The organism is Aurantibacter crassamenti (assembly GCF_016811105.1).
In the GTDB taxonomy this organism is placed as follows: domain Bacteria; phylum Bacteroidota; class Bacteroidia; order Flavobacteriales; family Flavobacteriaceae; genus Aurantibacter_A; species Aurantibacter_A crassamenti.
Window position 1 is genome coordinate 1,089,105 of record NZ_JAFBGM010000001.1, and the last position, 14,863, is coordinate 1,103,967.

Genomic DNA, 14,863 nt, shown 5'->3' on the forward strand with positions numbered 1-14,863 from the left:
GGTTATAATGACCAAGCTTTACCGCCTGTTAATTCTTGAAGATCTCCGCAGGCAACATACCCACCTGGAATTGGAAGATATTTTAATACTTTTTCACCAACATATTCAGACGTTTTATAACCCCATATAGTGGTTCCTCGTAAATTGCTTGCAAAAGCATATGCAGCTGTATCATCATTTAATTCGGCGCTACCACCTTCGGATACAGTCTTTTTGTATTCTGAAATAGCTTCTTCGTTCTGAGTTAGTTGTTCCTTAGATATTTTTAAAGAACTAGCTAATATTGCTTCTAAATCTTCGGAGCCTAAATTGCTAGCTTTTTCTTTACCAGAATTATTTAAAGCTTTAGCTAGAAATTTATCCATAGACATTCTGAAGAAATCTTGCTCTTCTTTATCTAATACTTCATTCGAAAATTTATCGATAAAAATATGAACTTGCAGTTCTGATGCAGAAGGAGTGTCTGTAGCCGGAAGAATTATATCAACCAATTTGGTCACTGCTGAACCTTGCTCTGCTGATAAAAAATCAGGTGTCCAAGTAACAGCATTTTCACCTTTACAGCTTTGAACTAGGCTTAATAAAGTAGGGGTGGCGACGGTATAACCTAAAGCCGCGCCCATATTTTTGAGTGCTTTTCTTCTATCCATTATATATTTCCTTTTTTAAGTTGTTCGACTGCGTGGTTAGCAGCTCTGGCGGTGAAAGCCATATATGTCAATGATGGGTTTACACATGCCGCTGAAGTCATAAATGATCCATCGGTGACATAAACATTCGGTACATCATGTACGGCATTATTGCCATTTAAAACTGAGGTTTTTCTATTGCGACCCATTCGTGCAGTACCCATTTCATGAATACCAAGACCAAGTGCACCAGGATTATCGTATGGCGTAATGTCTTTGAAACCAGCTGCCTCTAACATGTCTACAGCAGACTGTTTCATGTCTTTACGCATATTCCATTCATTTTCTTTGAACTCGGCATCGAATGTAACAGTTGGCAGTCCCCATTGATCTTTCTTGTCATAATCTAATGTAAAGCGATTGTCTTCATAAGGTAGTACCTCACCAAAACCAGTTAGTCCCAAACTCCATCCACCAGGTTCAAGAATTGCTTTTTTCAAATCTGATCCGTAACCTAATTCAGCAACCGAGTCTTCCCAGTTACCTCTATTGGCAGCACCTTGATATCCAAATCCACGGATGTAATCCTTTCGATTGCTTTTTCCGCCAATATTTCTAAAACGTGGAATATAAACGCCGTTTGGTTTTCTGCCCGAATAATATTTGTCGTGGAAACCATCGAATTTACCACTGGCTCCTACTCGGAAATGATGATCCATTAAATTTTGACCAAGTTGCCCTGAATCATTGCCCATACCATTCGGAAAGCGATCAGATTTCGATTGCATCAAAATTGAAGTTGAAGCGATTGCCGATGCACATAAAAAAATAACTTTCGCCTTGAATTCAAAGGTTTCTTTAGTTAGCCTATCGATAACTTTGACGCCTGTTGCTTTTTTGGTGTCGGCATCATAAATAACTTCGTGAACGATAGAATCAGGTCGAAGAGTCATATTGCCGGTTGCTTCAGCTGCTGGTAAGGTAGATGACAAACTGCTGAAGTACGCCCCGAAAGGACAACCTCTTATGCATCTGTTTCGATATTGACACCTTGTTCTACCATCACCATCAAATTGTTTGTCACTATTAATATGAGCGGTACGCCCAACAGTGACAACTCGACCATCTAATTTTTCACTAACATGCTCTCTAAAATGTTTTTCAACACAATTATGAGGCATCATGGGTTCGAATTGGCCATCTGGCAACTGCTTTAGCCCGAGTTTTTCACCTGTTACTCCAATATAGGTTTCTACTTTATCGTACCAAGGCGCGATATCTTTATAACGTACTGGCCAATCTACGGCAATACCATCGTTTTTATTTGCAGTGAAGTCAATATCGCTCCAGCGATAGCTATGTCTACCCCACTGTAATGAGCGGCCACCAAGGTGATAACCACGCATCCAATCGAAACGTTTTATTTCATTATAAGGGTGCTCTAAATCATTAACGAACCACATGTGGTTCGCTTGACTTGTGGTATAGCCCGTTCTATTTTGTTTTGGTTGCTTTGCAATAATTTCTTTCGTTGGCTGCCCGGCATTAGGAAAATCCCATGGGTCTTTGTTGGCGGTTTCATAGTCATCACGATGTTTAACCATTCGGCCCCGTTCTAAGACTAACGTTTTTAAACCGTTCTCACACAATTCTTTCGCAGCCCAGCCACCACTAATTCCAGTTCCAACAACAATTGCATCGTAAGACTCCTGTTCTTCGTTATAATAGAATTTACTCATGTATAAATTGTTTATCGTCTAAATTTATTAAATATTAAATTAAATTTCTACATTTAAACCTGAACTCTTTTGAATAGTCGACAAACCGTTAAATGCATGTCAAGCATAGAAAGGTACTTTAAAATAAATAAGTCGGTGTTGTAAATCAATAGTTCAAAAAAAGAAATAGCCTCACAAAGAGGTAGAATTAAATCTCATTTTAAATCAATTATGCAAGTAAGAAACATTTTTAAGTTTAAATCGATTATTGCAATAGCGTTCATAGCAACAATTACATATTCATGTAAAGAAGCGAAAAAGAAAGATGCTGAAAATACAGCTGTTGAAGCAGTAGCCAATGAATCTGCTGAGCCTTTTTTCAAACTCTCTTTAGCGCAATGGTCAATTCATAATATGATTAATGATAAAAAAGTAGATCCGTACACTTTTGCTGAAAAGGCTAAAGAATGGGGTTTTACAGGTTTGGAATATGTAAGTCAACTTTATCCTGCTGATTTAGAAAATAATGAATATTCACCAGAGGCTATGGCTGCGTTTGTTGAAAAATCAAATGCCGAAGCTAAAAAGCATGGCATGCAAAATGTTTTAATCATGATTGATAGGCAAGGTGATCTTGCCGTAAGTGATGAAGCTGAGCGAAAAGCTGCTGTTGAAAGACATTATAAGTGGGTTGATGCGGCTGCAGCTATGGGTTGTCACGCAATACGTGTAAATCTTAACGGTGAATCTGATCCAGCAAGGTGGCATGCTAATTCTGTAGATGGCTTAACACAATTGGCAACGTACGCCAAAGAGAAAAATATTGAAATTTTGGTAGAAAACCATGGTGGACTTTCTTCAAATGGAGCAATGCATGCAGCTGTTATGAAAGAGGTAAATATGGACAATTGTGGCACTTTACCCGACTTTGGTAATTTTTGCATCACTCGAAAAAAAGATAGTTGGGACTGTGAAGAGATGTATGATATATATAAGGGTGTTACTGAATTGATGCCTCATGCAATGGCTGTAAGTGCTAAATCGAACGTATTTGATGCTGAAGGAAATGAAGTTAATATTGATTACAAAAAAATGCTGCAAATTGTAAAAGACGCTGGGTATACAGGTTATATTGGTGTTGAATATGAAGGCAAAGAATTAAGTGAAGAGGCTGGTATTATTGCAACAAGAGATCTTTTGCTTAAGGCAGCCAAAGAAGTTAATTAATATATTTTGCATAGAATTCTCAAAGAGTTATTGATTGTTTTATGAAATGGTTTATTGTAAAAAAAATAGAAGTTATAAATGAAAACCTTTTTTAATCAGCTTTTCGATTATAACTTTTATTGCAATAAAAAACTCATTGAGTTATGCTCTAGTGAAGAAAATGTGCCTGAAAAAAGCCATGAATTGTTTTCACATTTATTGAATGCACATCACATATGGAATGTTAGAGCACTAGGCTTAAAAAGTGAGTTTGATGTATGGCAAATTCATGATATTTCAGATTGGAGTGATATTCATTATGAGAATCAGCGTAGCTCTTTTGATATTACGTCGAATGCAGATAATTTTGATGTAAGAATTGACTATGAAAATTCGCAAGGGCGTTTATTTACAAGTACGCTACAAGACATTTTATTCCATATTATTAATCATTCAACGCATCATAGAGGTCAAATAATGATGAGTTTACGGCAAAGTGATATTGAGCCATTGCCCCTTGATTATGTTTTTTATAAACGCTAAATAAAATTAAATGATCCCAAAAATCAGGGCGCAACTTTCGGTAATGATGTTCCTTGAATTTTTTATTTGGGGAGGTTGGTTTGTGACCTTAGGTTCTTTTTTGAGTCATAATTTAAATGCCACAGGTGTTGAAACGGGTATGGCATTTTCTACGCAATCTTGGGGAGCTATTATTGCACCATTTATTGTCGGGTTAATTGCAGATAGATATTTCAATGCCGAGCGAATATTAGGCGTATTGCATATTATCGGTGCAATACTCATGTATCAAATGTCATGTGTTACTGAGTTTGATCATTTTTATCCTTTTGTTTTAGGTTATATGATTGTTTATATGCCAACTTTGGCTTTGGTAAATTCAATTTCTTTCAGACAATTAAAAGATCCGGCTAAAGAATTCCCATTTGTTCGGGTATTTGGTACTGGCGGATGGATAATTGCTGGATGGGTTATTAGTTTTGGTTTTAAGTGGGATTCCATTGAGAATATTGGTCAGGGAGCCTTATCAAATACGTTCTTAATGGTTGCTGTAGCTTCAGCTATTCTTGGCGTGTTTAGTTTTACATTACCCAAAACACCACCTACTGCTAAGGAAGGTGAAAAAGCCAGTATCTCTGATATTTTGGGTTTAGATGCGCTTAAATTATTAAAAGATCGAAATTTTTTGATCTTCTTTATTTCATCAGTTTTAATCTGTATTCCACTAGCATTTTATTATCAAAACCTCAGTCTTTTTCTAACAGAATACAAAGTAGAGAATTCTACTACTTGGGCAACATTAGGGCAAATTTCAGAAGTCATGTTTATGTTACTTCTGCCTTTTTTCTTCAAGAAATATGGATTTAAAAAGACAATACTTTTCGGAATGTTAGCCTGGGGTATACGATATATTTTATTTGCCTTTGGTGATGCTGGTGATTTGTTTTTTATGATCGTAATGGGTATTGCTTTACACGGTATTTGTTATGATTTTTTCTTTGTTTCGGGTCAAATTTATACTGATTCAAAGGCAGGTGAGAAAGTTAAAAGCGCTGCACAAGGTTTAATCACTTTAGCTACCTATGGGGTAGGAATGTTAATTGGATATTGGATTGCTGGTAAAATTTCAGATAAATACTTGCTTTCTGACAATGTACATAGCTGGCAAGAAATCTGGATTTTTCCTGCAATTTTCGCAGCTGCCGTTTTTATGATATTTTTGTTTTTCTTTAAAGACGAAGAGATACAATACAATTCATAAACTTGGGTTTCAAATTAAACAGACAATTTAAATAACATAAATATTTTAGTACTATGCCAAAAAAAATAAGATTAGGAGTTTTAGGAGGAGGCGGAGATTCCCTCATCGGAGTTTTACATAGAGTAGCTTCTCAAATTAATGATAATTATGAAATAGTTGGCGCTTGTTTTAATCCCGATTTTAAGGCGAATAAGGCATTTGCACGCGAAATAGATGTGCCGCTAAAAAGAATTTATGAAGATTTTGACACCTTAGTTGAAGAAGAGTTGAAATTGCCAGAAGATGAAAGAATTCAGGTTTGTTCAGTTCTTACTCCAAATTTCTTGCACTTTCCAATGGCTAAAAAATTATTAGATAATGGTTTTAGTGTTATTTGTGAAAAGCCAATGACCACATCGTTAGAGGAGGCAAAAATTTTACAAAAGGCACATAAGAAGTCGGGTAAAGTTTTTGCTTTAACGCATACATATACTGGGTACCCAATGGTGCGTCAAATGCGTGAAATGATAAAATCAGGTGCTATAGGTAAGATCCATAAGATTGATGCGAAGTATTATCAAGGTTGGATAAATACAATTATTCATGATAAGAAGAAACGTTCTTCAGTTTGGAGACTGGATCCTAAAAAAGCAGGTATCAGTTCTTGCATGGGTGATATAGGCGTGCACGCTTTTAATTTGGTAGAATACACAACCGGACTTAAAATAAAGTCAATTCTTTGTGATTTTAATTATTTATATAAGGATAATAAAATGGACGTTGACGGAACAGTATTGATTCGTATGGATGACCATGTAAAAGGTGTGATAAGAAGTAGTCAAGTAGCAACAGGTGATGAAAATGGACTAGGAATTTCAATTTATGGTTCTAAAGCGTCTTTACATTGGGATCAAGAAGATCCGAATTTCTTGTATGTGAAAAGCGATACGCAGCCTATGCAAGTTTATAAGCCTGGTCATGCATACAACTCTAAATTGTCTTTAGAAGGCACAAAATTACCAGCGGGTCACCCTGAAGGAATTTTTGATTCTATGGCCAATATTTATTTAGGCGTAGCCAAAGCAATAAGAGGTAAAAAGTATGACGATGGTGAATTTCCAACAATGGAAGATGGTGTTCGTGGAATGAACTTTATTGAAGCTACAGTTGAGTCAAACAAGAATAACAATGCTTGGGTAAAACTTATTAAATAAAATAATATTTAATAAATTAAAAGCCCTGCTAATTATATAATTAGCAGGGCTTTCTTTTTTTGTCCAAGATGTATAAAGTTATTTTTTACGTTCAAAAACTTTTTTAAATTGTTGACAGACCACAATCATACTTTCTCTAGGTAGACGTCCAAATTGAGCTAGTTCACGTGTATAATAGTCCCAATGTGTTTTTTTCCAGTATGCTAATGATTTGTCGCCTTCACCTTCAAGTTGAGCATATTCTTCGTCTATGCTAAATAGTGGCTTTAGTACAACTTTCGTGGTTTCTATTATGCACTGTGCTTCTCCATCCCAATTTGTAACAACAGCATAGTCTCCAATTTTTGGTAATCTTTCTTTACGATTTTGAAGACCAAGCAATGAATCTGTAGTTGCTCTTTTTATACCTTTTTTTACTAATTCAGCACATTGATTAGCATCCTCTTCATTATCACAAAAATGTATGGTTTTAGGAGCCTCATGAAAGACGTCTTCAAGGTGATTTTTTAAATAATCCCCCCACATATTGTTGGCTGATGTGTTTTCCATGAATTCTAAACGTATTGTGTTTAATTAATATTGTTAATTTTTAATGGTATTACGTATGCGTTAGTTAGCTATTATGAGAATTTTCCAGTTTTTAATTGTTCGGCAGCATGTTGTGCTGCCCTAGCCGTAAAGGCCATATAGGTTAAAGACGGATTCACACAACTTGACGATGTCATAAAAGCACCATCGGTAACATAAACATTAGGCACCAAGTGCACCTGATTATGCTTATTAACGATAGAAGTTTTAGCGCTGTGACCCATTCTGGCTCCTCCCATTTCATGAATTCCGAGTCCCGGATATGAAGATTCTTCATAGGGCTCAATATCTTTAAAACCGGCAGCTTTGAACATTTCTACAATATCAGAAACCATGTCTTTTCTCATGTTGTATTCATTTTCTTTAAACTCAACATCAAAATCTAATTGTGGCAAACCCCATTGGTCTTTTTCGGTTTCGCTTAAAGTAACTCTGTTATCATCATAAGGTAAAAACTCACCAAAACCTGTAACTCCGATTTGCCATTTACCGGGTTTTAATATTTCACCTTTTAGGTCTTTGCCATAGCCCATTTCAGCTACTGATTCTGTCCAATCGGCTCTACTTGCAGAACCTTGGTATCCAAATCCACGCAAATACCCCTTTCTTTTAGTTTTCTCATCTAAGTTTGCGAATCGCGGAATATAAAAACCATTGGCTCTTCTACCTTTATAGTATTTGTCTAAATAGCCATCTACTTTAGCTCGCGCACCAAGTTTGTAATGATGATCCATAAGTCCACGCCCTAATGCATCAGAATCGTTACCTAACCCATTGGGGAAACGCTCAGATTTCGACTGTAGTAAAATACCAACAGAGGCCATTGAAGACGCGCATAAGAAAATAATTTTTGCTTTGAATTCTAATTTTTCATGAGTCTCGGTGTCAATCACTCGAACACCGGTAGCAAGTTTTGTTTTGTCATCATAGATAACCTCATGTACAATAGAATTAGGTCTTAGCGTCATGTTTCCAGTTCGTTCAGCTGCTGGAAGCGTAGAAGAATTACTACTAAAATAACCCCCGAACGGGCATCCGCGTCTACATCTATTTCTGTTTTGGCAGATAGTTCTACCTTCTATTTTAGCATCAGGATCAGTAATATGTGCAGTTCTACCAATTGTAATAACTCGACCGTCTTCAAATTTTTCAGAAACAGACTCTTTAAAATCTTCTTCCACACAATTAAGTTTCATGGGTGGTTGAAATTTACCATCAGGTAAATGTTTGAGTCCTAATTTTTGGCCACTTACACCAATATACTCTTCAACTTTATCATACCAAGGCGAAATATCTTTATAACGAACAGGCCAGTCAATACTAACACCTTCTTTTTTATTAGCTTCAAAGTCAGTGTCACTCCATCTATAACTTTGTCTGCCCCAAGTTAGAGAACGCCCGCCTACATGGTAGCCACGTATCCAGTCAAAACGTTTGGTTTGTACATAAGGATGTTCAAGGTCGTTTACAAAAAAGTGTTTATCAGTATTATCAGGCGCCCAATTTAATCGCCGTTGAATGTGATATTTTTTTTCATCTTCTAAAGAAAAACGAGTTCTTAGCGGGTCATCCCATGGGTCATCATTCATAGTAGGGTAGTCTTTAATATGTTCTACCATTCTACCGCGCTCTAACACTAAAGTTTTAAGTCCTTTTTCGCATAATTCTTTGGCTGCCCATCCGCCACTTATTCCAGTTCCTACCACAATGGCATCATACTGCTCATCTTGAATCATAAATTTATTGTATTATTTCTTATGGTTTTTCTATATTTATATCTTCCCAAAGAAAAAGTAGTTAGGGGATTTTTCAGAACTAAATATAGGGTTTATTCCTAAAAACATCACAACTATAATTCGATTACAACTAATAAATAGAAGTAACTAAAAATGAAGACAATTAAAGGACCTGCCGTTTTTCTGGCGCAATTCGTAGATAGTAAGGCACCATTCAATACGTTGGATGGTATGTGTAAATGGGCATCAGATCTAGGTTATAAAGGTATTCAGATACCTACTTGGGAGAGTTTTCTCATAGATATTGATAAGGCTGCAGAAAGTCAAGACTATTGCGATGAGCTTAAAGGAAAGGTAAATTCATATGGCTTAGAAATTACCGAACTATCAACACATTTACAAGGGCAATTGGTGGCGGTTCACCCAGCTTATGATTTAATGTTTGATAATTTTGCGCCAGATAAGGTGAAAAATAATCCGAAGGCTAGAACTGAATGGGCAGTAGATGTAGTTAAAAAAGCTGCAACAGCAAGTAGAAGATTGGGGCTTAAAGCTCACGCTACCTTTTCGGGCGCATTGCTTTGGCATACATGGCACCCGTGGCCACAGCGGCCAGCTGGTTTGGTAGAAATGGGTTTTGAAGAATTAGCAAAACGTTGGATGCCAATTTTAAATCATTTTGATGAAGAAGGTGTTGATGTTTGTTATGAAATTCACCCAGGTGAAGATTTACATGACGGTGATACTTTTGAGCGATTTTTAGCAGCTACCGGAAATCATAAACGAGTAAATATATTGTATGATCCAAGCCATTTTGTTTTACAACAATTAGATTATATCGAATACATTGACCATTATCATGAGTTTATAAAGTCGTTTCACGTAAAAGATTCTGAATTCAATCCGACAGGAAAAAAAGGAGCTTTTGGTGGTTATAATGATTGGGGTGATAGAGCAGGAAGATACCGTTCATTAGGTGATGGGCAAATAGATTTTAAAACTATTTTCTCAAAGTTAACCCAGTACGGCTGTGATGTTTGGGCCGTTATGGAATGGGAGTGTTGTATAAAGAGTCCGGAGCAAGGCGCTCGTGAAGGCGCGATTTTTATTCAAGATCATATTATTGAGGCAACAGAAAAAACCTTTGATGATTTTGCAGGTGCAGCAGTAGATAAAGAAATGCTTAAAAAGATTTTAGGAACATAATTAAATACGATACATGAAAAAATTAATGATAGTTGCTTTGGTAGTTTTGACTAGTATGGCTTGTAAAGAAAAAGTAGAAAAAGCTGCTGATAAGGCAATTGAAGAAGTACACGAGGGCGATAGTGCAGAAGCAACTTCAGAGTGGATATCTTTATTTGACGGGAGCTCTTTAGATGCATGGCAAGCCTATATGGGTGGTGATGCTCCTGAAAGTTGGAAGATTATAGATGGTAATATGGTTTTTGATCCACCAACAGACGAAGAACGCAAAGATGCAGATGGAAAAAAGCAAAGTTTTAATATTGTCACAAAACAAGAATTTACCAGTTTTGTTTTATCATTAGAATGGAAAATTTCGGACACAGGTAATGGTGGTATATTTTGGGGAATAGTTGAAGATGCTAAGTATAAACAACCCTATCATTCTGCATTAGAAATTCAGGTATTAGATAATGATAAACACCCCGATGGTAAAAATGGTACTTCGCATCAGGCAGGTGCGTTATATGATTTGGTTTCGCCATCTGAAGACGTTACAAAACCTGTAGGCGAATGGAATACTGCAGTAATAACAATTGACCACAATACAAATAAGGGTACTTCGGTTTTAAACGGAGTAGAAGTAGCCACTTTTCCTGTTCACGGAGAAGAATTAGATGCCTTGTTAAAAGGTTCAAAATTTGATGGTTGGGATGGATTTGCAAAAGCAAAGACTGGTAAAATTGGCTTGCAAGATCACGGTGATGTTGTTGCGTTTAGAAATATTAAAATTAAAGAGCTATAATTTTGAACACCCACAAAATTATTTCAATACATCATATAATAGACTAAAAAATTGATGCATGATACGAAATCTTTAGATGTTTCGTGTCCTGATGATAATTACCATAATTTAAGGGTGAGAGAATTGTAAATCTCACCCTTAATATTTATTAGAAGTACGGTTTAGCTATATTGCCTGATTCGCCTATGTTTACTGCGTAAAGTGTCTATTTTAGCTATCTTTGTTAAAAATTAATAACTGTCTATGATTCAATCTATGACTGGTTTTGGGAAACATGTTACCCAACTTCCTACAAAAAAAATTACCGTTGAGCTTAAATCTTTGAATAGTAAAAACCTCGATTTAAATGCTCGAATGCCACAAGCTTATCGAGCTAAAGAATTAGAATTACGTAAAGTAATAGCAAGTTCTTTAGAGCGTGGTAAGGTTGATTTCGGATTGTATGTTGAATCAACAGGAACAGAAACTTCAGCAGTGGTAAATGAAGCTGTTGTTAAGCAGTATATGCAACAGCTAAGTGCTATCGCAGACGGTGATGACATACACTTGTTAGAAATGGCATTGCGTTTACCTGAGGCGATGAAAACTGAACGTGAGGATCTTGATGAAGAAGAGTATGAAGTTATTCAAGCCTCATTGAAAGAAGCACTTTCTGAGATAAATAAATTCAGATCAGAAGAGGGTAAGGTGTTAGAAGATGATTTTATACATCGAATTAAAAACATTGAATTGCTATTACAAGAAGTAATTACTATTGATGTAGGTCGTATAGATTCAATTCGTGAACGATTAGAAAAGGCAATGGTTGATTTAAAAGCTGATGTTGATGCAAACAGGTTTGAGCAAGAATTGATTTACTATCTTGAAAAGTATGATATTACTGAAGAGAAAGTTCGGTTAGCCAATCATTTAGATTATTTTTCGACTACCATTAATTCAGCTGATTCTAATGGTAAAAAACTAGGTTTTATTTGTCAAGAAATTGGTCGTGAAATTAACACAATTGGTTCAAAGGCTAATTTTGCACCTTTGCAACAAGTGGTTGTGCAAATGAAAGACGAACTTGAGAAAATAAAAGAACAAATGTTAAACGTACTGTAATGAAAGGGGGTAAACTTATAGTGTTTTCTGCGCCTTCAGGTAGTGGTAAAACTACTATTGTTAGGCACTTGTTAGAACAACCTGAACTTAATTTGGCATTTTCAGTTTCCGCCACTTCTAGAGCGCGACGGGTGAAAGAAAAACACGGTGAACATTATTATTTCATTTCTATTTCTCAATTTAAGAATCACATAAAAAATGACGAATTTTTAGAGTGGGAAGAGGTTTATAGAGATAATTTTTATGGAACTCTAAAAACGGAAGTTGAACGCTTATGGGCAGAAGGCAAAAATGTAATTTTTGATATTGATGTAGTCGGTGGTTTGCGAATAAAAAAGAAATTTCCGGATCAAACTTTAGCTGTATTTGTTAAGCCACCAAGTGTTGATGAGCTCAAAATAAGATTAAAGAAACGCAGCACCGAAAGTGAAGATAAAATCAATATGCGCATTGCAAAGGCTTCAGTTGAACTAGCAACGGCACCACAATTTGATAAAATTATAAAGAACTACGACCTTGATACCGCATTAAGTGAAGCAAAGCAATTGGTGTTAGATTTTATTAAAGAGCCTACGACCGAAACAACCGATTAATGGCTAAGAAAGTTGGACTATATTTCGGAACTTTTAATCCAATTCACATAGGTCATTTAGCTATTGCCAATCACATGGTAGAGTTTTCTGATCTAAATGAGGTGTGGTTTGTAATAACACCTCAAAGTCCTTTTAAAGTCAAGCAATCACTTTTAAAAGACAATCATCGCTATCAGATGGTTTTAGAGGCTACTGAGGGCTATCCTAAATTAAAACCTTCAAAAATTGAATTTGATTTACCACAACCGAATTATACGGTACATACCTTAGCGCATCTTATTGAAAATTATGATGACACCTATGAGTTTAGTCTTATTATGGGTGAAGATAATTTGAAGAGTTTTCATAAATGGAAAAACCATGAAGTTATATTAGAAAATCATGAGCTATATGTTTATCCTAGAATATCAGAAGGAAAAATAGAACATCGTTTTGAAGGGCATTCTAAGATTCATAAAGTCAATGCACCAATTATGGAAATCTCATCGACTTTTATCCGTAAAAATCATAAGGAAGGAAAAAATATAAGACCGTTATTGCCTGAAGCTGTTTGGAAATATTTAGACGAAATGAATTTTTATAGGTCCTAAAAATTTAAAATAAGAAGTTATTACTTCATAGAAATTCTTTTAAAACGTATTTTTTTATAATCGTCTGTTTCGTAAATAACACCTAAAGTATTTTCATCCATTTGCACTAAATCTGAGTAGGCAGAATAACCTTCGTGCACTTTGAAAAGTGTGTTCCAAGTTTTTACGTTATCACTACTAGTCATAATTACTAGGTTCTCACGTTTATTTTTTGAGGAAGGCGTTGAGAATAGAATTTGATTTTTGTCCCCATTCCAACTTAAAAGCGCCGCTTGCACAACCGGACTTGGAAATTTATCAGATTCAACAATAGGTTCTTGAAAAGTTAGTCCGCCATCTAAACTAAAAGTTTCACCTCTATTTTTTTCTTTTGAGCCGCCATTTTGGTCTCTAGTATTTATATATATTCTTCCATCAGGTAATTCTGCTATTGTTGTTTCATTGGCTTGAACAGCGTCTTTTAAGTTTTCATCTACCGCACCAATTTGCCAAGTGTTACCACTGTCATCAGAATAGACTAGTGCCATACAATAGGCTTTATTTCCTTTAGCAATGCTCATGGCAATTGGCACTACTAATCTACCTTTATTAGCGCTGTGCTTTAGTTCAATACCGTGTACAGGGCCTATGGCATGCCACCGCCAATCTTTTCGCTTAACTGACCGCGTAATATTTTGTACTGGTGCCCATGATTTTCCTTCGTCAGAACTAGCGGTCATATAGGCCATTCGTTCATCCTTTAGCTCATAATCCGTATTCAATATATCGTGTTCACTCATTGATGTGGTGTTAAAGAGAAATACTACTTTATTTTCTTTTTTCACATAAATAGGCACTGGGTTTTGAACTGCCATTGTATCTAAATCATATAGCACTTGCATTGGTTGCCAAGTTTTACCTTGATTAGTAGATCTTCTGTAAACAATATCAATATCTCCGAAATCGCTGGTAGAATTTTTACGTCCTTCAGCAAAAGCGATTAAAGTATTCTTTGTTTGTATTACGGTTGGAATTCTAAAAGCATGGTACCCATTCATACCCGAATAAAACGGGGTTGAAAGGGATAGAGTGTCTTTTGAAATATCTTGAACAATTGAATTATTATCAGATTGCGAAAAACAATTAGACGTGTATATGAAAAGTAGTAAAGTAGAAAAAAGCACTGTAGTACTCAATTTTTTATTTTTCATTTTAAGAAATATTGGAAATTCAAAATACTAGATGTGTCAAAACTAAAACCTGAAGGTAAAAAAACTAAGTCTATTAATTGCTTTCTTAAGCTTTTTTCAAAAGCTTTTCAGCCCAGATTAAAGCACTGTCCATATTTTCAAATACTTCAATTGGTTTTTTAATAAATAATTTTTCTAAGGATGCAATCATGCGACGATATTTGTTTTGAGAAACAATAGCAAAACCCTTAAAGTTCGGAAATAAATCGACAACTTCTTTGTATTCTACTGGGTCCATCGAATAAGAATTTTTCCGATGCGAGATATAAACTATGGGTTTGTATTCACCATAAATTTTTTGAGAAATATAAATAGGTTCAATTGCATTTTCTTTAGTTACATGAACACCTTCGCGAAATTCTCCGACTATAATGTTCGTATAAAAAAGGAATTTTCCTATTTCTAAATTGTGCTCAGCAATAAGTTCTTGAGTTGTGCTCGCTGTTATTTCCATCGTCATATTAATGCCCACCGAAATATACAATAATCCACTCAAACGAGGGAAGT

At 35.6% G+C, this 14,863-nt stretch carries 15 protein-coding genes; 9 read left to right on the forward strand and 6 right to left on the reverse strand.

The genetic code is table 11. The features are described from left to right. Window positions 1–2: 2 nt before the first annotated feature. Window positions 3–650: a gluconate 2-dehydrogenase subunit 3 family protein gene (locus JQC67_RS04530; protein WP_203251668.1), complete on the reverse strand. Its 648-nt coding sequence runs from the start codon at window positions 648–650 to the stop codon at window positions 3–5. Beyond that, window positions 650–2,368 carry a GMC oxidoreductase gene (locus JQC67_RS04535; RefSeq protein WP_203251669.1) on the reverse strand — a complete coding sequence of 573 codons (1,719 nt, stop codon included), beginning with the start codon at window positions 2,366–2,368 and terminating at the stop codon, window positions 650–652. The genes JQC67_RS04530 and JQC67_RS04535 overlap by 1 nt, the downstream gene beginning before the upstream one ends. Window positions 2,369–2,578: 210 nt before the next feature. Between JQC67_RS04535 and JQC67_RS04540 the strand changes: the two genes are divergently transcribed. The 4 genes from JQC67_RS04540 to JQC67_RS04555 all read left to right on the forward strand — a co-directional run bounded on the left by JQC67_RS04540 (window position 2,579) and on the right by JQC67_RS04555 (window position 6,529). Then, window positions 2,579–3,574, forward strand: a complete 996-nt coding sequence (locus tag JQC67_RS04540) for a sugar phosphate isomerase/epimerase family protein (protein ID WP_203251670.1) — start codon at window positions 2,579–2,581, stop codon at window positions 3,572–3,574. Window positions 3,575–3,652: 78 nt separating this feature from the next. After that, entirely contained in the window at window positions 3,653–4,096 is a 444-nt protein-coding gene (locus tag JQC67_RS04545; RefSeq protein WP_203251671.1) for a DinB family protein, read from the forward strand. Between the two features lie 10 nt (window positions 4,097–4,106). Further along, on the forward strand, window positions 4,107–5,336 hold the full coding sequence (locus tag JQC67_RS04550) for a nucleoside permease (RefSeq protein WP_203251672.1): 1,230 nt from the start codon (window positions 4,107–4,109) through the stop codon (window positions 5,334–5,336). Between the two features lie 53 nt (window positions 5,337–5,389). Next, the gene (locus tag JQC67_RS04555) at window positions 5,390–6,529 is read left to right on the forward strand and encodes a Gfo/Idh/MocA family protein (RefSeq protein ID WP_203251673.1); all 1,140 of its coding nucleotides are present in this window, start codon (window positions 5,390–5,392) and stop codon (window positions 6,527–6,529) included. Window positions 6,530–6,607: 78 nt separating this feature from the next. On the opposite strand, the gene JQC67_RS04560 is transcribed toward JQC67_RS04555, so the two are convergent. Both JQC67_RS04560 and JQC67_RS04565 read right to left on the reverse strand, forming a co-directional pair. After that, on the reverse strand, window positions 6,608–7,078 hold the full coding sequence (locus tag JQC67_RS04560; protein ID WP_203251674.1) for an ASCH domain-containing protein: 471 nt from the start codon (window positions 7,076–7,078) through the stop codon (window positions 6,608–6,610). Between the two features lie 71 nt (window positions 7,079–7,149). Beyond that, entirely contained in the window at window positions 7,150–8,853 is a 1,704-nt protein-coding gene (locus JQC67_RS04565) for a GMC oxidoreductase (RefSeq protein WP_203251675.1), read from the reverse strand. 153 nt (window positions 8,854–9,006) lie between these two features. Here JQC67_RS04565 and JQC67_RS04570 point away from each other — a divergent pair, with 153 nt between their 5' ends. From JQC67_RS04570 to nadD, 5 genes are all read left to right on the forward strand, one after another. Further along, window positions 9,007–10,059: a sugar phosphate isomerase/epimerase family protein gene (locus tag JQC67_RS04570; RefSeq protein ID WP_203251676.1), complete on the forward strand. Its 1,053-nt coding sequence runs from the start codon at window positions 9,007–9,009 to the stop codon at window positions 10,057–10,059. Between the two features lie 13 nt (window positions 10,060–10,072). After that, window positions 10,073–10,843, forward strand: coding sequence for a 3-keto-disaccharide hydrolase (locus tag JQC67_RS04575; protein ID WP_203251677.1), 771 nt, complete (start codon window positions 10,073–10,075; stop codon window positions 10,841–10,843). Window positions 10,844–11,086: 243 nt separating this feature from the next. Next, window positions 11,087–11,944: a YicC/YloC family endoribonuclease gene (locus tag JQC67_RS04580; RefSeq protein WP_203251678.1), complete on the forward strand. Its 858-nt coding sequence runs from the start codon at window positions 11,087–11,089 to the stop codon at window positions 11,942–11,944. Next, window positions 11,944–12,537, forward strand: a complete 594-nt coding sequence (gene gmk / locus JQC67_RS04585; RefSeq protein ID WP_203251679.1) for a guanylate kinase — start codon at window positions 11,944–11,946, stop codon at window positions 12,535–12,537. The genes JQC67_RS04580 and gmk overlap by 1 nt, the downstream gene beginning before the upstream one ends. Continuing rightward, window positions 12,537–13,127 carry a nicotinate (nicotinamide) nucleotide adenylyltransferase gene (nadD, locus tag JQC67_RS04590; RefSeq protein ID WP_203251680.1) on the forward strand — a complete coding sequence of 197 codons (591 nt, stop codon included), beginning with the start codon at window positions 12,537–12,539 and terminating at the stop codon, window positions 13,125–13,127. Before gmk ends, nadD begins: the two co-directional genes overlap by 1 nt. Window positions 13,128–13,147: 20 nt before the next feature. On the opposite strand, the gene JQC67_RS04595 is transcribed toward nadD, so the two are convergent. Then, window positions 13,148–14,317, reverse strand: a complete 1,170-nt coding sequence (locus JQC67_RS04595; protein ID WP_203251681.1) for a sialidase family protein — start codon at window positions 14,315–14,317, stop codon at window positions 13,148–13,150. An 85-nt stretch (window positions 14,318–14,402) separates the two neighbouring features. Continuing rightward, a complete protein-coding gene (locus JQC67_RS04600; RefSeq protein ID WP_203251682.1) occupies window positions 14,403–14,852 on the reverse strand; it encodes an STAS/SEC14 domain-containing protein in 450 nt (149 codons plus the stop codon). Between the last annotated feature and the right edge of the window lie 11 nt (window positions 14,853–14,863).